Below are 23,264 nucleotides of genomic sequence, written 5' to 3'. Positions count from 1 at the left end.
GCTTCATAACTTCCTTGATTCATAATAGTTATTTTTTTGCTAAAACAAGTTAAGCTTAAAAATTCAAAAAAGTAACCATTTATAAACTCGGCACTGATATTTTCACCATTTAATAAAACTCTAGCTAGCATTAGTCTTCATTCAACAACGACTGCCAGTCTTTATTTAATAATGCGCTTACATCATCACCTGGGATTGGTTTACTGAATAAATAGCCCTGAAATAAATTACAGCCTAAGTTGCGCAAAAAGGTAAGCTGCTGCTTAGTTTCAACGCCTTCTGCGACGCATTCTTTACCTAAGCTTTTCGCCAATGCAAGCGTTGACTGAATAATCGCTTCATCGTCACTATCTATACCAATATCAGTTACAAAACTGCGATCAATTTTCAGTACATCGATCGGAAAGCGCTTTAAATAAGTGAGTGAAGCATAACCTGTACCAAAGTCATCCATATATAAGCGACAACCTAGTTGCTTCAACTTTGACATGCTATTTAACGCTTGCGGTGAATCATGCATCAGCACTGATTCTGTAATTTCAAACACCACAGAGCTGGCTGATACATCAGCATTAATTAGCGCACTGCGAATTTCATCAACTAAATTTTTATACTCAAAATCCAGTGCAGACAGGTTAATAGACACATACAAGTCAGGCTTTTGTAACTGCCACTGTTTAAGTTCAATCAACGCTCTAGCTAAGGTTTGCAACATAATTTTTGTGATCAAACCGATACTCTCAGCAGCAAGCGCAAACTCTTGCGTTTCATAGCTGTTATTTTCTGGCCAACGCAGCAATACTTCCAGCCCTTCGGCCTGATGAGTTTTAGCATTAACAATCACTTGGTAATGATTACAAAACGCATGATTTTGGTAGGCTTGAGTTAATTGTGATTCTAAATGCAGAGAGCGTTGTACATGCTGATTCATTTCTTGTTTATAAAATTGATAACAACCTTCCAAGCTCTTTTTCGAATGATACAGTGCAATATCAGCCGCTTTAATTAAACTTTTAGCACTGAGTGCATCATCAGGCGAAATCGCCACGCCAATACTTAAACTGACACTAATCGCTTGGTTGTTAATAATGATGTTGTCATTCAAGCTGGCCATCAACTTAACGCACAGTAAAACAACCTCTTCGATTTGTTGAATGCCCTCGACTAACAACATAAATTCATCACCGCTAAAACGGGCTACACTATCTTTGGCCTGTACACGCGATTTGATCCGCAGTGCCACCGCCTTTATTATCTCATCGGCAGCTTCATGCCCTAGCGAGTCATTAAAATACTTAAAACGCTTGATATTAATATTGAGTAACGCTACTTTTGAATTTTGGCCTTTTGCCTGTTCAAGTGCGTGTTCAACTCGGTCATTAAATAAAGTACGATTTGGTAACCCCGTTAAACTGTCGTAATTTGCTAATAAAAACAATTCATTTTCAGCTAACTTTTGCGCATTAATATCAGTGAGGATGACCACATAGCTTTCTAAGCGTTGTTCAGTATCTGCCACAGCACTGACTTTAATTAATACATGGCGAGATTCACCATTAGCTAAGTAAACGGTATCTTCTGCAGAAAAATGTTCACCAGCTTGCAATTCCTTCATTACACGTAAATAGTTAACCCTTACAACACGACTTAACCCTAAGTGTAATGAGCAGCTAGAACGATAATCAACAGGAAAGTTAAATGCGCTCTGCAGTGCTTTGTTGGTAGCTAAAATACGTAAACTTTTATCCAGAATAAAGACCCAATCGCGGGTTTGCTCAAATGCTGCGCCAAATAAACGGGCATGTTCTTCAAACACTAATTCACGAGTCATATTAGTATAAGTGCCGGCCACTTTCTCGGGTGTACTTCCTTGCCAAGCAACCACTTTGCCAAAGTCTTTATACCAGCGCCAATAGCCTAATTTATGGCGTAAACGATAGGTGCAGTTAAAATAGCCTTTCTCGGTGGATAAAAATTCTAACCATTCGATACGAAAATGTTGTTTATCTTTAGGATGTATTTTTGCTAAATAATCATCCAAATTAACCGATTCAACATCATAACCCAGCTCATTTTTAAGTCGTGGTTGATAAATGATTGGACTTGAAGATTGCCAATCCCAAACCCCTGAACGACTGCCCTCTAATGCTAACTTTAAGCGCGCTTCACTTTCTTGGCTTTCTCTATGGGCTGCTAATAATAATTGCTGAATTCGATTACGACGCATAATCCAAGCCGCAACTAATCCAAAAAACACCAGTGCGTAAAGCACTATAAACTGAGGCGCGCGCCATAGCGGGTATTTTACCACAATGTCCAATACTGCCGGTTGTGTGTAGTCGCCAGTAAGCGGATCTTTAGCCCAAATTTTTAGTTGGTATTTGCCGGGGTTAAGTTTTGGAAATAGCACTCGGTTATTATTACGGGTATAAGACTTTTGCCCATCAGAGAGTTGATACTCATAAATAATACGTTCTTGGTAGTTAAATGCCATTGCCGAAAAAGCCACTTCAAGACCTATATCGTCGTGCTCTAAGGTGATTGTTTTTATTGGTTGCTTAAGATCCGTAGATAATTCACGAGACATCAAATCAATGCTGGTTATATTTACATGATCAATTAAACCATGCCTAGGTTGATTATCATTTGGGTAAAAATAGCTAAATCCCTTTAACGTACCATAGACTATTTGGCCGGTTTTTAAACGCGTAAATGCACCACTATTAAACTCGGTAGAGACCAGTCCTTCTGATGTCGTAAATTGCTGAAAATGTTTGTTTTCTGGATTTAATCGCCAGATCCCTTTATGACTACTCATCCAGATCATTCCAGCATCATCTAACACCATATCGTACAATAAGGTGCCGAGCTTATTTTTATCTAAATCTATGGTATACAACAGCTTGTAATTCGATGCATCAAGACCAATTAAGCCAAAATTCGATAACGTGATCCACAGCACATTATTATTATCAACAATATAAGACATTACATTAACGGCTACATTTTCGTGTTGCTGTGGCACGGTATAGATTTTTGTTAAAGCAAATGAGTTTGGATCAACCTGATAAAGCACCCCTGCATTATAAAATAACGGGGAGTCAGGTTTGGTAGATAAAGGCGGTAAGAAACCATAAGCTAAAAACGGTTCAAACTTTTCAAATTCACCACCTAAAGGAGTGATCTTTTGGCTGTCGATATTATAAACAAACATGCCATGATCAGAATGAACATAAAATAATTCACCATTTGGCATCAATACTGAGCCATGTATCCACCCTGTGATCAGGTGTTGCTGGCTTGGGTCGGCTGTTGTTGCAGGAAAAATTTCATAGCTATGCGGATCAAAACTAAAAATCCCGCGATTAGTACGCAGCCACAATTTATCTTTATAAGGAGAAATAGCGTAGATATTAAATTCAGTGGTAAACAAATCAGCTTGATAATCTTTTAAAAACACTTGCCCTTGATTAGTTTTTAAATCAACCGCAGTTAAACCATTATGAGTTGCTAGCCAGAGTTTATCTTCATACTCGGTTATGCCCCAAATAGAAGGGTGCGATAAACCATCACCGGAGAGCATGCTGGCATTAACATTTTCAAAATGATAATTATCATAAGGTAAATAAAATGCCCCATCACTTTTAGTAGCTGTCCACATAGCGCCGTTACTATCTTTGACAATATCGATAACACTTGGATCTGCCAGTGAGTATTTACTTTCTTTTACTCTATTATTTTTAGTCAGCTCACCGCTATTCAAATCGAGACTAAATAAACCTTTATCGGTGCCTAAATCAAGCACCCCATGGTCATTTATTATTTTCCAAATATTAAGATCGTTCAATATGGTTTTATTTTTAAAAGGCACATCTGGGCGCTCAAACATACTCGGTAAATCACTAATATCAACTTGATATAAACCACGTACGGCCCCCACTAACAGTTGCTCATTTTCGCCTATTGCAAACGACTTTATATAATTTTGATACACATGGTCTGGCTCGGTGCTTAAATGCTCTAATTTTCGGTATTGCCCAGTTGCTATATGATAGACATATGCGCCAGTACTGGCGGCAATGAAGATATAACCTTTGTAATGTAATAAATCGCGGATCACGGTATTACGAGTGCGCTCTGGTAATTCAAAAATAGTCTCAATTTGGCCCGTCGCTAAATCAAGGCGAGCAAAGTCCCAACCACGGCCAATCCATAATGACTTATTATCGGTGGCAACCATACTAAATACAGACTGACTTAAGACTTGTTCTTCACTGGTGGGTTTTGATAAAAATTGTTGATAACTATCGGTACTTGGATCATAGCGAAACAGCCCTGCAACTAACGATGCAATCCAAATATAACCATCCGGGTCTTGATATATAAGGTCAATAATTGCTTCATCTAATTCCCCGTTTGGCCCTGCAATATGTACTACCTGATAGCCATCGTAACGATTTAAGCCTCCTTCAGTCGCCAACCAAAGATAGCCGCTTTTATCTATCAACATGGTATTGACATAGCTTTGTGATAAACCTTCACTTGGCGATAAGCGTTTTACCTGCGCCATAGTAGCTTGGCTAGCAACAACAAAGGCGGCTAACAAAAAGAACACACTAGCCTTAAACCATTGACCCATCTAAATTTCCACGTGGTTGTTTTAACAAATTATTTTTACTAGCACTGCATAGCTACGATATTTCGTTGCTGATAGACAGTAAAGAGTGTATCTAAAGGTGGTGGCAATGTTAACACAAAGTTAAAGCCAATTGATTGATAAAAATCAGCTAAATAGTTATAAGCAAATGTATAAACGAGTGAATTTTGATTAGACAAGGTATGAATTAGTAGTTTTTTTGCAATTCCTTGACCGCGCCAAGCAGGTGCAACCAGCAAGGTAGACAAAAACAAATAATCACTGCGATTTTGAATTCTGCATGCCGCGACAATAACTAAGTCATTATAAACAACCCACACTTGATCTTGTCTGGTTGCCCGACCTCGGGCTTTATATTGATCGTAAAACTTATTCACTAAAGGGGTTTTAATTGGCTCTAGGCATTCAAAACGCAATGCCGTCATTAACTTTGCATCGTCGCTAAATATTGTTCAAATTGCTGCTTCAAAAACATCTGCTCTGCCACTGGCCGACTATGAATTGTATTGTATATTTGCTCACGAGTACTCTTACCACGCTTTATTTGATAAGCCCAAAACGATGCCTCGTAATCCAATTGAATTTGATATTTTTGTTCACGAGGTAGTAAGCATAAGTTAAACGACATAAATTACCAGTTATTACTAATCATATTAATGCCCAGAGTATAACAAACATTTGCCTAAAAGAGTCACGGCTAAACTTGCGCTTTTTAGCTTTTAAACGTAGATTGGTGGCGTTTTTAGTCCTAATATGGAAACGCTGTGATTAAGTGCTTTTTTTATCTCATATTGCTCTGTTATTCACTAACGCCACTGAGCACTATAGCGAACACGCAACATATGCTGTTTAATCGCCCAGCCGATACCCCACAGGCTCGCTATGTGATTGAGCTGATGACCCTTGCATATAAGGAACTTGGCTATGATGTACATATTATTGACTTTAATCACCAAAGCGCTTTATCTGCAGCGAACAATGGCACGCTTGATGGCCAATTAGGGCGAGTGGCCAGTATCAGTCAACAATATCAAAACTTGCATCCGGTTAACTTTGCGCTATTTGAGTTTAACCTTGTGCTATTAAAAAACTGCCAACAATGTACATTTGAGCAGCTAGACAATATCGCCATTCAAGTTGGTTATCCTGCAGCGCAGAGTTACCTTAACGAACACCCTTTTATTGGTGACATTATTAAGGTGAAAAGCGTCACTGCTCAACTTAATTTACTCACTCAAGGTAAAGTACAAGGTGTGATTTTACTCGACTTTTTATTGTCTACTAAACACCCTCAGTTTAATGTTAAGCAATTTCAAACTGAAATACTGGCACCAATAAAAAGCTATCACTTTTTGCATTCACGCCATAGCGCATTAATTCCTAAGCTTGAAAAAGAACTGCATAAACTCAATGAAAATGGCACAGTTCGTTTACTCAGGGCTAAACATAATCTTGATTAAAAACCAAAATCCCCCTGCTCCGATGGTGCTGACTTAGCGATAAGTGCTTGGCGCTTTTGCAAGTAACGTTTATAACGCTGTTGACACAAACTAATGACTTGCTTTTTTTCTACGTTTGAAAATGAATTCCAACCAAAGCGTTCCTCCCGACTTCGATAGCAGCCTTTGCAATAGCCTCGGTTATTTACCTCGCAAATGCCTTTGCAAGGACTTGGAATTTCAAAAATTTCAATTTGTTGCATAACAAACATCGGCCAATAAACACAACTTTAGTATAGCCCGTTTTTTAAACGAAAAAAAACCGTAACTTAATTACGGTTTTTTTGAAGATGTTTTACATTAGTTATTGGCCGCTTTCGCTACTATTAAACTCAACCTTACGATGAAATGGCTTAGCGTACATAGCTAACACCAGAGGTTTTAATTCATCTGGAACACGCGCCATACGCATCTCAAATGCCTGAGCATCGGCTTTATTAATCACCGCCTGTTTACAGCCACCAGCGATATAATTTCCTGGGTGTAAAAAGAACGAATCAATAATTTGCTCATCGATGGTTTTTGCCAGCTGCTCTGGTGATTCACACCCGTCTTCAATTGGTTGCCCAAATGCTAAATGAACATGCCCTTTGGCGGTACTAAAACCTTCAACAATACTGGCAATATCTTCACCCGCTGACTTTACATATTTACCATGATGCTGCTTATGATAAAGCTCTCTGGCTTTGGCTGTTGCACAAGGTTCATATTGATATGAAATTGATACTGGTACAATTTTTAGCTCACGTACATACTCAGCAAACTCTTTCTTTTGCTTACGACCATTAAGCTGCAACATTTTAAGTAGCGCAGGATCTGTTTGATCAAAGCCATCTTTAGCGCGGCCTTCTTTTTGTGCAATCCAAATTGAATCACCACCAGCAAGCGAATCGTAAATATAAGCTGAAAGCTGCGATAGTGCTCTAAGCATTTCTTTTGGCGCTTTAACTGAGCGCTTAACAATAAAGCTTTTATTTAAACGCATCAGTTCGGTGATATAAGGGATTTGCAGTAAGTTATCACCGATGGCGATACGGACTGTCTTCATTTTGTGACTGAATAAACCCCAATTAATTAAAGCAGGATCAAGTACGATATCGCGATGATTTGAGATAAACAAATACGCTTGCTTTGGATCGAGTTGATCCAAACCAGAAAAGGTCACCTCAGTTGTGGTGCGTTTTACCAGCTGTGCTAAATACTTAGCAACGATTTGTTGAACTTGCTCAACACTGTTGATAGCGCCCCACTTTTTACGTAACTGATACTTTACCAATGTTCTAGATAAAAAGGGTACAGCTGATAAAAAACGCGGTAAGTTATATTTTGCAACTACATCAATAAACGCATTATCATCAATCAAGCGTGCAACCGAAGCGGCTACTTCATCATCATTGTAAGGTCTTATATCTGCGTACTTGTCCACTGGTTCACTCATTACTGCATCTTTAAAGTTAAAAAAACGGTGCGCTCGTGCGCACCGTTTATATTCTATAGGCGATTATAACTCAGACAACCTAAAATGCGAACTAAGTCATTAATTTGGTCCATTGTTTATATTTTATAACAGCTAAAAATCTTTTTAATAACATTCAATTATGCAATGCTCTTACCAGTGCTGCGGTATTTACTAAGCGCTCCTTTAAGAACTAAACGCGCCATTAACAGTGCTAAAATAGTACCACAGAGAAGGGTTAACCAATGTGGTAGCACTTGATGTTCATCACCTAATAATGGTGTAACAACAAAGCCAAATTCAGCCACTAAATAATCGGTTAAAAAACCAAATATCAAAGCGACACCTATTACACCAACTAAATAAGCAACCACTGCACGCTTACCAAGCTCATTGGCAACCACGCCAAGCGTCGCGACATTAGTGGCAGGACCTGCCAACATAAAGACTAAAACAGCGCCAGGTGCTACGCCACTTAATAACAAACCAGCTGCAATCGGCGTTGATGCGGTCGCACAAATATACATGGGAATACTAATCACGATCACCACCAGCATAGCCAAAATACCACTGCCCCATTGGGTTAAAAATGATTCTGGTACATAAGTTTGCACTAAGGCTGCAAAGAACAAACCAATCATTAACCACTTCATAGTGTCTGATAGCAATTTGTTACAGCTAAAACTCACTGCCTGTTTCATCTTTTGCCATTGGCTGGCTGGTGCTGCACTTGATGTATCGCAACAACTTGCCTTCTCTTCAACCGCTGCTGGTTTCGTTGAACAGCAACTAACCTTCTCTTCGACCACTGCTGATTTCGTTGAGCAACAACTTATCTTCTCTTCAACCGCTGCTGGTTTCGTTAAACAACAACTAACCTTCTCTTCGACCGCTGCTGGTTTCGTTGAACAGCAACTAACCTTCTCTTCGACCACTGCTGATTTCGTTGAGCAACAACTTATTGTCGTTGCTCGCTTTTGCTCATTATTAACTTCACTGGTGTGATCTGTAGTTTGCGTTTTTTCAGCATCACGCCCCACTAAGACACCAGCGACAATAGCACTGCAAATCGCCGCTATTGGACGAATTATAGCCATAAAAGGACCTAGTAACACATACGATACCGACACCGAATCAACCCCTGTTTCTGGCGTCGATACTAAAAACGCAGTGGTAGCACTTTTTGAAGCGCCTGCACGTCTTAAACCAATTGCAGCAGGTATTACACCGCACGAACATAATGGCATTGGTGCGCCAATTAAAGCAGCTTTAACAGTCGTCCAAAAACCTTCTTTTCCCAAGTGTTTATTTAAGAAATCAGCCGGTAAGTACACATTTAATAACCCAGCTATTAATAAACCGAGCATTAACCAAGGTGCAGATAATAAAAATAACTGCCAAAAATTATTGATTAAGTCCATCAATGTCCTCCAAAGTGGTTAATATCGAACAGTTATCTGCGGGCTCTTTGCCTCCGCAGCACTTATCAGCTAACACGGATAATGATTGATGAAAACGTGTTAATTCAGCAATACGCTCTGCGACTAAGTCACGCTTTTGTATTGTTAAGTTTTTAACTTCATGGCAAGAATGCTGATGTTTTTTAAATTTAATTTGTAATAGTTCTTTGATCTCAGCCAAGCTAAAGCCAACATTTTTAGCGCGCAAAATAAACATCATTTGCTTAAGATCGGTTTGGCTATAATCTCGATAACCTGCTTGCGTTCGCGCTGAAGGCGTTAACAAAGCATGCTTTTCATAGTACCTTAGGGTATCTGTAGAGACACCTAATTGACTGGCAAATTCGCCTATTTTCATCACCGTCTCCAATTAACATATTATCAACTGATGCTGAGTATAAACCTTAGAGTACACACCAAGGTCAAGCATTTATAAATTTTTATTATAAGGAAAGCTCATGAATATTACTCTTCTCGATACTGCTACGCTTGCAGGCACATCCCTTGAACCTTTTCAAAAACTTGGCAACTTCACTAGTTATTCACTAACCAGTCCAGCACAAGTATTAGCGCATAGTGCAGGCGCTGATGTCTTGATCACCAATAAAGTGGTACTTAATCGCGAAACACTGGCAAAACTCCCTGAATTAAAGCTCATATGTGTAGCCGCAACTGGCACTAACAATGTTGATTTAGTCGCCGCTAAAGAGTTTGGCATTGCCGTTACCAATGTGGCCGGGTATTCAACACCTTCGGTTGTACAACATACCTTTGCACTGATCACAAATTTACTGGGTAATACTCACCGCTACATTGCTGATTGCCAACAAGGGTTATGGCAACAAAGCGAGATGTTCTGCCGCCTTGATTACCGTTTTAATGATATAGGAGGTAAAACTCTGGCAATTATCGGTTATGGTTCGCTTGGTAAAGCTGTTGCGGATGTTGCACGTGCTTTTGGTGCCAATGTAATTATCAGTGAGCGTAAAAACCAAGTAACTAGAGAGGGCCGAACAGAATTTTACCAAGCAATAAAAACAGCTGATATTATTAGTGTACACTGCCCTTTAACCGATGAAAGTCGTGATCTGATTGGTGCTGCTGAACTTGCTATGATGAAACCCAATGCCATTTTAATTAACACCGCGCGCGGTGGTATCGTTAATGAAGCTGATTTAGCCAACGCACTGAGCAATAACCAAATTGCAGGAGCGGGATTTGACGTATTAAGTAAAGAACCAGCTGCGAAGGATAATCCATTGGCCGCTTATCGTGGTGATAATTTAATACTGACTCCACATATTGCATGGGCCAGTGAAGAGTCAATCATTCGCTTAGTAAAGCAAGTCAGCTTAAATATTAGCGCATTTAGCCAAGGTGAAAGTTTAAATAGACTGGTCTAATCAACTAACTTTTAGTTAGTCACGCTATAAAAGGTGGTTAAATATAATTCACCACCTTACAAAAAAATCTAATTCATTGATTTTAAATAACATAAAATATTGGCTAGTTCTTTGCTAGCTAATAGATAAATTAAAATCAATATTTAGTATCCAGGATAAAATAATGAAAAAAGTACTTTTAATTGCCGCGCTTACAGCCCCTCTTCTTACTGGTTGTGTAATTGCAGTATCCGATGGTGAAGCACAAACACACTGGGCTGGTAATAGTTCAAGCTGGGAAGAACATCATCAATTTAATCGTGAAAGCATCTCAGGGCTCACTTTAGATACCAGCTATCAAAATGTATTAAATAAATTAAAAACTCCCGACTTTACAGAACTATTAAAAAAAGACGGTGATGTATACCAAGTACTATTTTATGCCACCCATAGTATTCACTCTGACGGAAAAATGACAAAAGATGAATGTACTCCACTGGTCTTTAAAAACGAGAAACTGATTGGTGTGGGTGATAGTATTTATAATTCACTTAGCGCCATTTAGACACAAAACTAAAGCAGTAAAGAGTGGAGCATATTCACTCTTTATTTGCTGTAATAACTGACTTTACTAACTTGCGTCAATAACTCGAGCAATAATTTTATCGCGGCCACTATCTTTAGCTTGATATAAACCTAAATCGGCTTCTTCAAGTAATATATGCTCAGAATAAACTTGACCAAACTCAGTTGTAGCAACCCCAATACTTATCGTAATATGAGCGGCATTGAGTGATGCTTTATGCGGGATAGCTAGCGTATTAACAGCATCTCTGAGTTTATTAGCAAATTTTAATGCCTCGTGTTGGTTGGTATCGGGTAACACTGCGGCAAATTCTTCTCCACCGTAGCGCGCAACAAAGTCAGTGCCACGCTCACACGCTGCAACTAATGCATGTGCAACACGTTTAAGGCAGTCATCCCCGGCACGGTGACCGTAACAATCGTTATAACGCTTAAAATGGTCTATATCTATTAATAGCACCGATAACGGTGTACCAGCTCGACGGCTGCGACGCCATTCTCGCGATAAGCTTTCATCTAAATAACGCCGATTGGGTATTTCTGTCAGCCCATCAATGGAGGCGAGCATTTCTAACAAATCATTTTTTTGCTTAATCAATAATTGATTTCGCACTCGTGCACGTACTATTGCGGGACTAAATGGCTTAGCAATATAGTCCATTGCGCCTAATTCAAACCCTTTTGCTTCATCATCATGGCTTGTATTAGCTGAAATAAAGATAACTGGAATAGCGTGCGTAGTTGAATTTTCTTTTAACTGAATTAATACCTCATAGCCATTAATGCCAGGCATTACAATATCGAGTATAATTAAGTCAACCGCAGTTGATTTAACAAATGTCAGGGCTTTTTCACCACTTTCAACTAAAAATATTTCGTGATCATTCGCTAATGTTTTTTCCAACACCAATCGATTTAATGGGTCATCATCAACGATCAGTATTTTGGCTTTCTTCAACATTTACTGAGCCTTGTATTTGAATATATCTATTTACTTGTGCTAGTTCGAACTCTAACTGACTCAGGGATATTTGCCCTACGTCTGGTGTCTTGCGTAGTCTACTTTCTAATTGCTGAGCGGTAGCACTTAGGCGATTAAAGCCAAGATTTCCTGACACACCTTTAATACTATGCACTAACCGTTCCAAAGCTTTTGCTTGCATCGGTACTTTTAATTGCTGCAGATGACTTACACACAACTTAGCAAGTTTATCCAACATAATCTGCAATAAATCATTATTACCCGAGAATTGTTCTAATGCAAAAGAATGATTATAAAAAACAGCGCCGGTAATTTGTAGTTCATTGATCGCCGCTAATAACGTTGCTGCAACCACTGGTTTTGTTAAATGTTTATTCATACCTACGGCAAGTGAGCGTTGCTCGTCAGCTGCTTCACAATGCGCAGTTAGCGCAAAAATAGGTAATTGCTGTTGTTCATAACTTTGTCGCAATAAAGCGGTTGCTTGTAACCCATCGACTTCTGGCATTTGAATATCCATTAAGATCAGATCAGGCATGACTTGTGCAACCAAATCTATCCCTGCCATCGCCGAAGTTGCTGTCATTACATTAATATGTGCTTGACTTAAAATATTACTAATAATATCTAAATTAAGCTGATTATCATCAATAACTAACACTAGTAAGCCCGCAACGTTGAGTTTACTCTCTGCCGTTGTCAGATTTACATCAGGGCGTTTAGATATCGGCTCAACTTGCTGTATTCGTTGTACTAATGCAGAACTTTTCACGCTGCACATTTGCATACCTTTAAGAGTAGGCAGCGGAGTATTTGGAGCATTTTTAACAACATAAAGCTGCGTGTTATTACTCATCAATGCTGTTTTTATATTGTCTCGCGTTATTACTCTCGGTAGATCAACGTCATTAATGATGATCCGCTGATAATCTGCTAATACAGCGTGGTCTGTTAATTCAGCTAACTCAGAAAATTCTAGCTGTTTTAATGGCGCTAATGCGGTAGGTAAATTAATTCCCCGCTCAGAATGAATCACTAAAGTATTGTGCCAGACGATAGGATCGATTTGAGCGGCAACATTAAAGGTTATAGTAAAGAAAAACTCACTGCCTTGGCCTTTATTGCTGACAACTTTAATTTCAGCTCCCATTAATGCCACTTCGTGTTTGACTATAGCAAGCCCTAAACCAACGCCTTGGTGGGTACGAGTGAGTGATTCGTCGCCTTGCGTAAATGCGTCAAATAATCGACTCTGATCAGCTTTATCAATACCGATCCCGGTGTCGATCACTTTAAAACACAGGGTTTGTTGTGTTGGCGTCAATTCAACGGCTGTTATTTTCAAAGTGATACTGCCATGTTCAGTAAATTTCACGGCATTGGTTAGTAAATTACCGAGCACTTGCTGTAAGCGAATGTAATCGCCGACTAACTGCGGAGCAATTAGCGGATCAATATCGATATTAAAAGCCAACTCTTTTTGCTGGCAGAGCCCTATTAATACACTCTCGCAGCTGTCAACAAGTGCAACTACAGCAAAATCAACTAAATCTAATTGCACTTGGTTATTTTCGATTCGCGCAAAATCAAGCATTCGATTAAGCATGGTTAATAAACTTTGCGCAGCATTTTTTGCTTGAACTGCATGCTGTTGCTGCTGCGCTGTTAAGCCTTGCTGAGTTACCATATCAATAAGGCCTGTCACAGCATGCAGTGGCGTGCGTATTTCATGGCTTAAGTTAGCAATAAATCGGCTTTTGGCCTCGGTTGCCCGCTCGGCATCTTGTTTGGCCTGAGTCAATGCACTGACATCTTGAATATGAATAACATAATAGTAAGGTGCTTGTTGCTCATCCCATACTAAAGAGACACTCAGCTGCCACCAGCAATTTAGCTCTTCTTGTCCTAAAGTAAGATGGTAAACTTTCTTTTTCTCACTCAGCAATAAAGCTAAAAGCGTTGCTATTTCTTGCCACTGTTGCCGTGGAAATAAATCCACTAATAATAAATCCTGCTCAGTTTTATCAATCTTAAAAATCTTTCGCGCAGTTCGATTAAGTTGTAATACTGTCTGTTCAAGTGAAAGTAAAATCACCCCATTAGCTGCATACTCTATGGCGCTGCGAAACTTAGACTCTGACGCTTTTAATGCCAAAAGAGCTTGTTGTTGGGCGGTTATATCCCGGCCAATTCCCATTGAACCTAGTAACTGATTTTGATCGTTATAAAATGGCGCGATGGTTAATTGAAAGGTTTGTAGCTGGGTTTCAAGTCGTTGCTCAGCCTTCATTTTGGTTGTTAAAACTTGTTGCTCTAATTCACTGATCTGGCCATTATCATCACTAATATCACATAACTGCTGACCAACTAACTGCCCTTGCTCAATACCTATGTATTGTTCATAAGCACGATTACATCCTAAGAATGAGCCATCAATGTTTTTAAAATAAATAAGATCTGGCACACTATTGAGCATAGTATTCAATAATGCTAAATGGCGTTCTTTAGCCTCATAACTGCGTGCGAGTTCACGGGTCTTTATTTTTACTTGGTCATCAAGTTCACTATTTGCCTGCTGCAATGAGTTTACCAACTGCTGATTTTTGTTAAGTACCCACTTGATTCGGCTAAACCACGGCTGCCAGTTTGCTGGTATATGATAATTTGAATAATCTTTATAGTGCTCCTCATTTTGTTCAAGATACGCCATTAAATATGTCATGGGTTTCACAAAAATACGCTGGCTTAACCATAACAAGGTACTGAACATCATCACTAAAAACATACTCAAAAAAGTAAGTTCAATTAATACATCAGTTACAATCGGTGAGGCTAATTCATCATGTGATGCAAAATAACCCGCATAAATTGGTAGCTGCTTTTGCGCTTGTAAAAGAGTGAGATTACCCTGATTATCTAATTCTGCTAATGACGCTTTAGCTGAAGGCCAATACTCCGCTAATGGCGTGTCTTCTTCAATATCGTAAAGTGAGCTGATAATGACGTGCTGCGCACTATTTAAAAATATATATTCGCCACTGCGCGGCGATATTTTTTTTAGCCATTGCGATACTGCCGATAAGTCATAAATCAAAATAATATACTCTTCACCGCCCTGCTCACGCGCACGCCCTATTGATAAGTAGTTTTTACCAGCCACCTCTACTATCGCACTTGATGTCAGTGAATTGTCAGCCAGTGCTGGGCGCAACTGGCCATCCAATACTTGAGTTAACATTAGGCTATCTTCGTCACGACGACGTTTTATATAAACAAAGCCTTGCTCATTAACATAAGCAACTGCCGATAAGGATTGAATTAACGATAATGCGGTATTAAAAGCAGGCCCCAAGGCGATCACTTGCTGCCATTGAGCTATCGCATTAGGAGTGGTCGAAAACTTACCTTGCCCGACAATTTCACCGCCTCCATCAGGGATTTTTCGGTAATAATAATTCTCTTGCTGATTAATATCTTCAAGCCATTGCGGCTCAAATTGATACGACAAAGGTTGCTCGTATAAAGAGAACAGTGTGTTGATCAAGCCATCAGCACCATTCATAGCATGCTCAACTTGCGCTGCTATATTGGCAAAATCCGCTTCACGTTTAGCAACGGCGCGATCTAATTTAATATTATATAAGTGTAAACATAATAGAAAAGCCACCAGCAGCGGCACAATAAGTGCCACAGCCAGTGAACGATAGTAATGTTTTAAAGGTAGAAAATTCAATCTACAATCCGATGCTTGGCGCTAAATTTGTCAACAAGGTTAGCGAGCCAAGTGGGACTGCGCAAGTTATAAATTTTCTTCCGCAAACGATGCTAAACGGCTTCTCACCACACCATTTAAGTTAACTGTGGCGCTGCCTTCAAAATCTTTAAAGCGCTCCACAATATAAGTTAAACCAGAAGTAACTGGAGTTAAGTAGTTACTATCTATTTGCGCAAGGTTACCAGAGCAAATTAACTTAGTACCTTCACCACAACGGGTAATAATAGTTTTCAGCTGTGAGGCGGTAAGGTTTTGGCTTTCATCTAAAATGACCACGGCATTTTGAATGCTGCGACCACGCATAAAGTTAACTGATTTAAACTGTATGTTGGCCTTTTCCATAATATAGTTACGGCTTGAAATAGGATTTTCGTCACCTTTGTGTAATACCTCTAAGGTATCGGTGATCGCAGCTAACCATGGTGCCATTTTTTCCTCTTCGGTACCTGGTAAAAAACCGATCGACTCAGCAATTTCAGGAGTATTTCGGGTGACAATTACCTTATCGTAAATACCTTTTTCAACCACCATTTCCAAAGCACAGGCAAGCGCTAGTAATGTTTTTCCGCATCCTGCAGGACCTGTTAAAATAACTAATTCAATACCGGTATCGAGTAACGCATCCATTGCCATGCCTTGATAAATATTTTTTGGCTTTACTCCCCATGCCGACTGATGCATTAAACGCTCAACACCGATATCTTTGAGCATAATATGCTGCTCATCATAAGATTTGACTCGTGCGGCAAACTGACCGCTGTCATCAAGTAAATATTCATTGCAAAATACATCGGGGATCAAACTTTTTGCCACTTTATGAAACGCATCACGACCATGTTGTTGTGTTTCACATTCGCCCACATGCTGCCAAAAATCGCCAGCAATTTTTTTATAACCACTGGAGAGCAAAGCAATATCATCAATCAGCTGATCGGTACGATAATCTTCAACAAATTTAAGCCCTGCGCCTTTGGCCTTCAAACGCATATTAATATCTTTGGTAACTAACACCACTTTGCTATTAGGATGTTGTTTTTGTAGGTGCACGGCACAATTGATAATACGGTGGTCATTTTCGTTGCCAGGTAAACCTGAGATAGAATCGGCAAATAAATGATCATTAACAATAATAAGTGTGCCAGCCGAAGATGCTTTGGCCTTTTTATTACTAGGTAGAGCGACACCTTTGAGCATTTGTTCTGGTGTGGCATCTTTGAGTACTTCATCCAAACCACGAATGGCCACACGGGCATCACGGCTGACATCATGCTTACGATCTTTTATATGATCCAGTTCCTCTAAAACTGTCATGGGAATTACAACATCGTGTTCTTGGAATGATAAATACGCGAGGGGTTCGTGAAGTAATACATTGGTATCTAGCACATACATTTTACTATCAAGGTTCGAAGCTTTTTCCATAGCACTTTCCTTACGTTTTATGATTTTTATGCTATACACAACTAATCAAGTAAAACGGGTGAACGCTCACCCTGAAAAACTTAATTGCTAGGTATATTCTAAGTTTAGCTTAGATGTCATAAAAGTCTGTTTTATGACAAACCTTTTTTTGTTTTGAATTAATCCTTATTGCAGCAGCTTTAATAGGAATAATTCACAGTTATTAAATTAATTAAAAGTCAGCTGGTTCGTGCCTTGCAGTGGTGTTAGGTAACAGGTAACATAGCCGCCTTTTTCTTCATAGACGAGACATACATGAATTTTTCCTTAGGTCAGCGTTGGATCAGTGATACAGAGTCAGATTTAGGATTAGGCACAGTGGTTGCCCTTGAGGGCCGTCAGGTCAGCATTTTATTTCCCGCCAGTGGCGAAAACCGTGTTTACTCAATGCTAGAAGCACCGGTTACCCGTGTGGCATTTAATCCTGGTGATGTGATCAAAAGCGTTGAAGAATGGGAACTTGAAGTCGAGTCAATTGAACCTATCGGTGATTTACTTTGTTATCACGGCACTCGTATTGATAACGGTGAAAAAGCAAAATTAAAAGAAACGTTTTTAGATCACTTCATCAAATTTAATAAACCACAAGACCGCTTATTTGCCGGTCAAGTTGACCGTTTTGATCGCTATACATTGCGCTATCAAACATGGCAACACCAGTTTGAACGCCAACAATCACCTATTAAGGGTTTGATTGGTCAGCGCGCAAGCTTAATTCCGCATCAGCTTTATATTGCACAAGAGGTCGGTAAACGGTTTGCTCCTCGAGTATTATTGTCTGATGAAGTAGGCCTTGGTAAAACCATTGAAGCAGGGATGATTTTACATCAACAAATTATCAGTGGTCGCGCAAGCCGAGTGCTCATCGTAGTGCCGGAGAACTTGCAGCATCAGTGGTTAGTTGAAATGCTGCGTCGCTTTAATTTACACTTTTCAATTTTTGATGAAGAGCGTTGCGATGAAGCATTTGCCGACTCACCAAATGTATTCGACACTGAACAGTTAGTACTAACTAGCCTTGAGTTTTTAACCAAGAAAAAACGCTGGTTTGAACAAGCAACAATGGCTGATTGGGATTTACTGATTGTTGATGAAGCGCATCATTTAAGTATTACCAACGGTAAACCAAGCACTGAATATCAACGTATGGCTGAGCTTAGCCAAGATATTCCAGGGCTGATACTATTAACAGCAACACCGGATCAACTTGGTCACCGCAGCCACTTTGCGCGCCTACAGTTACTCGATCCTGATCGCTTTTATGACTACGATGCCTTTGTTGCTGAAGAAAGTAACTATAAGCATGTGGCAGAGGCTGCTAATCAATTATTACAACAGCAAGCCCTTGATGACAACGCCAAAGCCACGCTAATTGAGCTGTTAAAAGAAACCGACATCAGTAAGGTGCTTGAACAAGCGCAAAATGGCGATGCAGCGGCCCGTAAAGAGATTTTGGCGATGTTATTAGATCGCCATGGCACAGGCCGTATTTTGTTTAGAAATAGCCGTAGCGGCATTGACGGCTACCCTAGTCGCAAACTACACGCCTACCCGATGGCGATGCCGAAACAATATAAAACGGCAATTTCAGTATTGGGCAATATGAGCGGCATTAAAAATGCAGAGCTTAGCGCGCAACGCGCCCTATTCCCTGAAAAAATATTCCAAGAGTTTGAAGGCGAAAGCGCTAGCTGGGGACAATTTGATCCTCGAGTAGAATGGTTGATCGACACCCTAAAAACCCTTAAACGGGAAAAAGTCCTGCTTATTTGTGCTAAAGCCGAAACCGCTATCAGCCTTGAGCAAATCCTGCGTGAACGCGAAGCGATTAAAGCCTCAGTGTTCCATGAAGGCATGACAATTATTGAGCGAGATCGCGCCGCCGCATTCTTTGCTGATGAATACGACAATGCACAAATATTATTGTGCTCTGAAATTGGTTCAGAAGGTCGTAACTTCCAATTTGCTCATCACTTAGTGTTATTTGATTTACCACTGAACCCAGATTTACTTGAGCAACGTATTGGTCGCCTTGACCGTATTGGCCAAACTCAAGATATCAACATCCATGTACCGTACTTTGAAAACAGCGCACAAGAAGTATTACTGCGTTGGTATAACGAAGGCTTAGATGCCTTTGAAACCACCTCAAGCACCGGACAACTTTTGTATAAAGAGTTTAAAGATGAGCTACTTGAGTTTATTGCCGCCCATAACTGTGATGAAGACGAGCTAGAGCCATTACTAGAGCAAGTAGCCGGTCAAAACGCAGTCCTGCGTAAACAAATGGAAAGCGGGCGTGACCGTTTGCTTGAGTTACACTCATCAGGCCAAGGTGCAGCAGACTCGCTGGTTGTTGATATTGAAAAACTAGACAACCAGTTTGAACTACCAAGTTATATGATCAACGTGTTTGATACCTTTGGCGTTAGCCAAGAAGACAAAGGTGAAAATACTATTATCTTAAAGCCAACTGAGCATATGCTAAATCCGTCATTCCCAAGTTTAAAAGATGACGGCATGACAGTCACATTTGACCGTGACACAGCACTGGCACAAGAAGATGTGCATTTCATCAGCTGGGATCACCCTATGGTGCAAGGCACCTTAGACATGATCTGTGATGATGACTTTGGTACTGCGTCAGTCGCATTACTTAAAAACAAAAAATTACCACCAGGCACCTTTTTTGTTGAGCTAATTTACGTAGCAGCAGCCATGGCACCAAAAGCGCTGCAAGTTGGCCGCTTTTTACCGCCGACGCCGATTCGTATTTTGCTCGACAAAGCCAGTAATAACCTAGGCGATAATGTAGGTTTTGATGGCTTTAATCAGCAGCTTTCTGCGGTAGGCCGTCAAACAGCCAGTAAACTTGCTGGAGCACTACAAAGTGCGATTCACCCAATGCTTAAAACAGCACAAGAAATGGCGCAAACTAAGTTAGAAGTCATTCGCACTGCGGCGCTTGAGCAAATGCAACAATCGCTCAGTGAAGAGCAGGCGCGTTTAGCTGCTTTAAAACAGATAAACCCAAATATTCGTGAAGAAGAGCTTACCTTCTACGACAAGCAACGCACTGAACTAACAACTTATATTGGCAAAGCCCAGCTGCAACTAGATGCCATTCGCTTAATTGTGGTATCACATTGATTTGAGAGCTGAGCTTTAAGTTATAAGCTGTAAGTTTTAAGTTTAAAAAAGCGCGGTGTATTAAGTTACAGCGCGCTTTTTTATTACATGTTACGCTGAAAACCCACGCCAACAAGATATTGCCTATTCGTAGCAGCAATTTTATATCACGACATGGGTTGTTCCACAGCTGAATTTTATCCGGTATTTACACTTTACATTTGCGCGGGGTAAACCCGCGCCAACAAGATATTGCCCATTCGTAGCAGCGATTTTATATCGCGACAGAGGTTGTTTCGAGGCTGAATTTTATCCCGTATTTACACTTTGCATTTACGCGCGGTAAACCCGCGCCTACAAGATATTACAAATTTGTAGCAGCGATTTTATATCGCGACAGGAGTTGTTTCGCGGCTAATTTTACCCCGAGCTTACACTTTTCATTTGCGCGGGGTAAACCACCCACGCCTACATATTGGTAGCAGCGAGTTTACCTCGCGATAAAGCCCATTATTTACCACTGAGGGCACAAAGGCGCTTCGCGCTACACAGAGAAACCAAAGTAAAAAATCACTTATTTCTTCTCAGTGTTCTCGGTGGTGAATTCATCACTGAACGAACTTTAATCTAATTGCGCGGGGTAAACCCGCGCCTACGAGATATTGCACATCCCGTAGCAGCGATTTTATATCGCGATTTTTCGAGGTACAACATGGGGAAACCAAATTACTCAGGTCTGCCTTTATTGCGCTTACCTAATAAATACGCGTCGCGAAACTTCATAAAATGCTGTTCAAGCTTAGTTGCTGCATCAACCTCCCCAGCTAGTGCTAAAACCATAATGGCCACTTCAGCGGTGCCAAGTTGGTGTGCGTGAGGGGCTACACGTAAGCGATAATCTGACAGTTTTTCTGCGGTAATTGAGAGGACTGGCAGCTCGTCTAAATACGGGCTTTTGCGGATCATTTTTTTCGCTTCACGCCATGTGCCATCTAAAAAGATAAACAAGGGACGTTTATTAGGCTGGTGTTGTACATCAGTAATAACGCGTGCGGTATCTTCAACATCTGTAGCAGGAAAGATCACCATAGGTTGATATTGCGGGTCATTTAATAAGGCTAATAGTTTATCGTCAGGATCAGTTCTGTCCCAACGAAAAGCATGATTATCAGGAATAATTTCAGCAATTAATCGCCCTGTATTAGAGGGTTTAAAACTCTCGTTGTGATACATAAGTAAGCATACCGCCGCATGACTATCAGCCTGCTCTACACCATCACAAATACAGTAATGTTTCGCGATTAAGCATCGTTCACAGCGATCCATTTTACCGCCACGGGCATTAAACTCACGACGAGACTCACTAATTTGTTGAGCGCGTAAAACCAGTACTGAATTACTTGAGGTATTAGTCACTACGATTACCTATAAATTGATCGGCGCGTATTGTAGCTAAAATCAAAATGAATTGATATCTGCTATCAAAACGTTGCACCTCTGTTTTAAGCGTCAAGTAAAAGTACTTACTAACTAAATATTATGGCAGTTAAACAATTAAAGGGCTCCAATCAAAAATAAACTGTTATCAATAAATTACTGGTTACTCATGCTCAATGAAGCATTGATTCCAGCAAATATAATATCAAGCGATCCATCAACATCATCAACTGTTAATTGAGCTGTACTATCACAACTCATCGACATAGAAAAACCATGTAAATAATCAGCAAGTAAATTTAGTGAAGCCTTTTCTGCTGATACTTCCAGATTTAAATCCTTTGTAATTATTTTAAATCTATCAATAAAAACGTTAGCTGGGCTTGTAGAATTCATAGACAACAATGTTTGCAGCAAACCATCATATTTACTTAAAAGTGCAACATAGCTTTTTGAGAGCTTTCGTAACTCTACCTCCCACTCTAAATCATTCTTAGGTATATACATCTCAAAAATTAGAGATGTTGTTAGCTCTTCTAACAGCACGTTTTTATTTTTAAAATAATAATATATTGCCATTGCATCTACATGAAGCTCTGCCGACAAAGATCGAATACTCGGTATCTTACCGCTAGTTAACATCAGTTTTTTAGCCGTTTTTATTATTTCCTCACCGCTTAATACCTTTGATTCTTTTTGCGGCCGGCCTCTTTTTTTAACCGTCATAACCCTGCCTAATTTATTGAAGTTTACAAAAATATTCTACAGTGTAGAATATTTGATATTAATATAGAGTCAACATAAGAGACAACTATGGCTAATTTAGCATTTATAGCAACAAGTTTGGATGGCTACATTGCAGATAAAAATAATGAAATTGATTGGTTATATTCAATCCCCAACCCTAATAATTTAGATATGGGATTTGTTAAGCATATGCAAAGTATTGATGCCTTAGTTATGGGCCGCAACACATTTGAATTAGTGTTAACGCTAGAATGTGAATGGCCATATTCAAAGCCTGTATTTGTTTTAAGTAATACACTAAGCAGTGTGCCAGCAAGCTGTGAAGGTAAATTTTCTATAGTAAAAGGTGATTTACGAGAGTTAACTACAAAACTTCAAGATGATGGCTATAAAAATTTATATATAGATGGCGGTGTGACAATTCAAAACTTCCTAAAAGATGATCTGATAGACGAAATGATAATTACCACAATTCCTGTTTTATTAGGTGCTGGTATTTCGTTATTTGGTCAGCTGAAAGATACTCTCGAATTTCGATGCATAAAGTCTGAAGTATTCCCTCATGGTATTAGTCAAAGTCATTTTAAAAGACACAGAATATAATTTAAAACAGTTAAAATTCCTTTCCTCCTCCCCTCTCAAGTTAATATTTTAATTTACGATTGAGTAAGTCTGTAGGGAGAAAACCCCTCAT

At 39.7% G+C, this 23,264-nt stretch carries 17 protein-coding genes; 5 read left to right on the top strand and 12 right to left on the bottom strand.

The features are described from left to right. Window positions 1-130: 130 nt before the first annotated feature. From H5183_RS07355 to H5183_RS07345, 3 genes are read right to left on the bottom strand one after another with little or no spacing between them, the layout of a single operon-like run. Window positions 131-4,639, bottom strand: a complete 4,509-nt coding sequence (locus tag H5183_RS07355) for an EAL domain-containing protein (protein WP_145234903.1) — start codon at window positions 4,637-4,639, stop codon at window positions 131-133. Window positions 4,640-4,677: 38 nt separating this feature from the next. Beyond that, window positions 4,678-5,082 carry a GNAT family N-acetyltransferase gene (locus H5183_RS07350; RefSeq protein WP_182731333.1) on the bottom strand — a complete coding sequence of 135 codons (405 nt, stop codon included), beginning with the start codon at window positions 5,080-5,082 and terminating at the stop codon, window positions 4,678-4,680. Continuing rightward, window positions 5,082-5,285, bottom strand: coding sequence for a DUF3283 family protein (locus H5183_RS07345; RefSeq protein WP_064667173.1), 204 nt, complete (start codon window positions 5,283-5,285; stop codon window positions 5,082-5,084). The genes H5183_RS07350 and H5183_RS07345 overlap by 1 nt, the downstream gene beginning before the upstream one ends. A gap of 214 nt (window positions 5,286-5,499) precedes the next feature. Here H5183_RS07345 and H5183_RS07340 point away from each other — a divergent pair, with 214 nt between their 5' ends. Next, window positions 5,500-6,117: a transporter substrate-binding domain-containing protein gene (locus tag H5183_RS07340; protein WP_145234901.1), complete on the top strand. Its 618-nt coding sequence runs from the start codon at window positions 5,500-5,502 to the stop codon at window positions 6,115-6,117. On the opposite strand, the gene H5183_RS07335 is transcribed toward H5183_RS07340, so the two are convergent. The 4 genes from H5183_RS07335 to zntR all read right to left on the bottom strand — a co-directional run bounded on the left by H5183_RS07335 (window position 6,114) and on the right by zntR (window position 9,430). Further along, window positions 6,114-6,359, bottom strand: a complete 246-nt coding sequence (locus H5183_RS07335; protein ID WP_145234900.1) for a DUF1289 domain-containing protein — start codon at window positions 6,357-6,359, stop codon at window positions 6,114-6,116. The genes H5183_RS07340 and H5183_RS07335 overlap by 4 nt on opposite strands. 101 nt (window positions 6,360-6,460) lie before the next feature. Further along, on the bottom strand, window positions 6,461-7,594 hold the full coding sequence (locus H5183_RS07330; protein WP_145234899.1) for a 1-acyl-sn-glycerol-3-phosphate acyltransferase: 1,134 nt from the start codon (window positions 7,592-7,594) through the stop codon (window positions 6,461-6,463). Between the two features lie 158 nt (window positions 7,595-7,752). Next, a complete protein-coding gene (locus tag H5183_RS07325) occupies window positions 7,753-9,033 on the bottom strand; it encodes an SO_0444 family Cu/Zn efflux transporter (protein WP_182731332.1) in 1,281 nt (426 codons plus the stop codon). After that, window positions 9,017-9,430, bottom strand: coding sequence for a Zn(2+)-responsive transcriptional regulator (zntR, locus tag H5183_RS07320; RefSeq protein ID WP_145234897.1), 414 nt, complete (start codon window positions 9,428-9,430; stop codon window positions 9,017-9,019). Before zntR ends, H5183_RS07325 begins: the two co-directional genes overlap by 17 nt. A 100-nt stretch (window positions 9,431-9,530) precedes the next feature. Here zntR and H5183_RS07315 point away from each other — a divergent pair, with 100 nt between their 5' ends. Then, a complete protein-coding gene (locus H5183_RS07315; protein WP_182731331.1) occupies window positions 9,531-10,475 on the top strand; it encodes a D-2-hydroxyacid dehydrogenase in 945 nt (314 codons plus the stop codon). Window positions 10,476-10,638: 163 nt separating this feature from the next. Then, a complete protein-coding gene (locus tag H5183_RS07310; protein WP_182731330.1) occupies window positions 10,639-11,019 on the top strand; it encodes a DUF3192 domain-containing protein in 381 nt (126 codons plus the stop codon). A gap of 66 nt (window positions 11,020-11,085) precedes the next feature. Here H5183_RS07310 and H5183_RS07305 read toward each other — a convergent pair whose 3' ends face one another. The 3 genes from H5183_RS07305 to H5183_RS07295 all read right to left on the bottom strand — a co-directional run bounded on the left by H5183_RS07305 (window position 11,086) and on the right by H5183_RS07295 (window position 17,218). Continuing rightward, the gene (locus H5183_RS07305) at window positions 11,086-12,000 is read right to left on the bottom strand and encodes a diguanylate cyclase (protein WP_182731329.1); all 915 of its coding nucleotides are present in this window, start codon (window positions 11,998-12,000) and stop codon (window positions 11,086-11,088) included. Further along, on the bottom strand, window positions 11,969-15,754 hold the full coding sequence (locus H5183_RS07300; RefSeq protein ID WP_182731328.1) for a PAS domain-containing hybrid sensor histidine kinase/response regulator: 3,786 nt from the start codon (window positions 15,752-15,754) through the stop codon (window positions 11,969-11,971). Before H5183_RS07300 ends, H5183_RS07305 begins: the two co-directional genes overlap by 32 nt. A 66-nt stretch (window positions 15,755-15,820) precedes the next feature. Next, window positions 15,821-17,218 (bottom strand): PhoH family protein, encoded by a 1,398-nt coding sequence (locus H5183_RS07295; protein ID WP_182731327.1) that lies wholly within the window; start codon window positions 17,216-17,218, stop codon window positions 15,821-15,823. A gap of 294 nt (window positions 17,219-17,512) precedes the next feature. On the opposite strand from H5183_RS07295, the gene rapA reads away from it, so the two are divergent. Next, entirely contained in the window at window positions 17,513-20,407 is a 2,895-nt protein-coding gene (gene rapA / locus H5183_RS07290) for an RNA polymerase-associated protein RapA (protein ID WP_182731326.1), read from the top strand. Between the two features lie 705 nt (window positions 20,408-21,112). Here rapA and H5183_RS07285 read toward each other — a convergent pair. After that, window positions 21,113-21,802, bottom strand: a complete 690-nt coding sequence (locus H5183_RS07285) for a tRNA-uridine aminocarboxypropyltransferase (protein WP_182731325.1) — start codon at window positions 21,800-21,802, stop codon at window positions 21,113-21,115. Window positions 21,803-21,979: 177 nt separating this feature from the next. After that, window positions 21,980-22,549: a TetR/AcrR family transcriptional regulator gene (locus H5183_RS07280; RefSeq protein ID WP_145234818.1), complete on the bottom strand. Its 570-nt coding sequence runs from the start codon at window positions 22,547-22,549 to the stop codon at window positions 21,980-21,982. A gap of 87 nt (window positions 22,550-22,636) precedes the next feature. On the opposite strand from H5183_RS07280, the gene H5183_RS07275 reads away from it, so the two are divergent. Beyond that, entirely contained in the window at window positions 22,637-23,173 is a 537-nt protein-coding gene (locus H5183_RS07275; protein WP_182731324.1) for a dihydrofolate reductase family protein, read from the top strand. The last annotated feature ends 91 nt before the right edge of the window (window positions 23,174-23,264 follow it).

The sequence above is a fragment of the Pseudoalteromonas sp. SR44-8 genome (assembly GCF_014163635.1).
Lineage (GTDB): Bacteria > Pseudomonadota > Gammaproteobacteria > Enterobacterales > Alteromonadaceae > Pseudoalteromonas > Pseudoalteromonas rhizosphaerae.
This window is presented reverse-complemented; position numbering and strand designations above follow the sequence as displayed.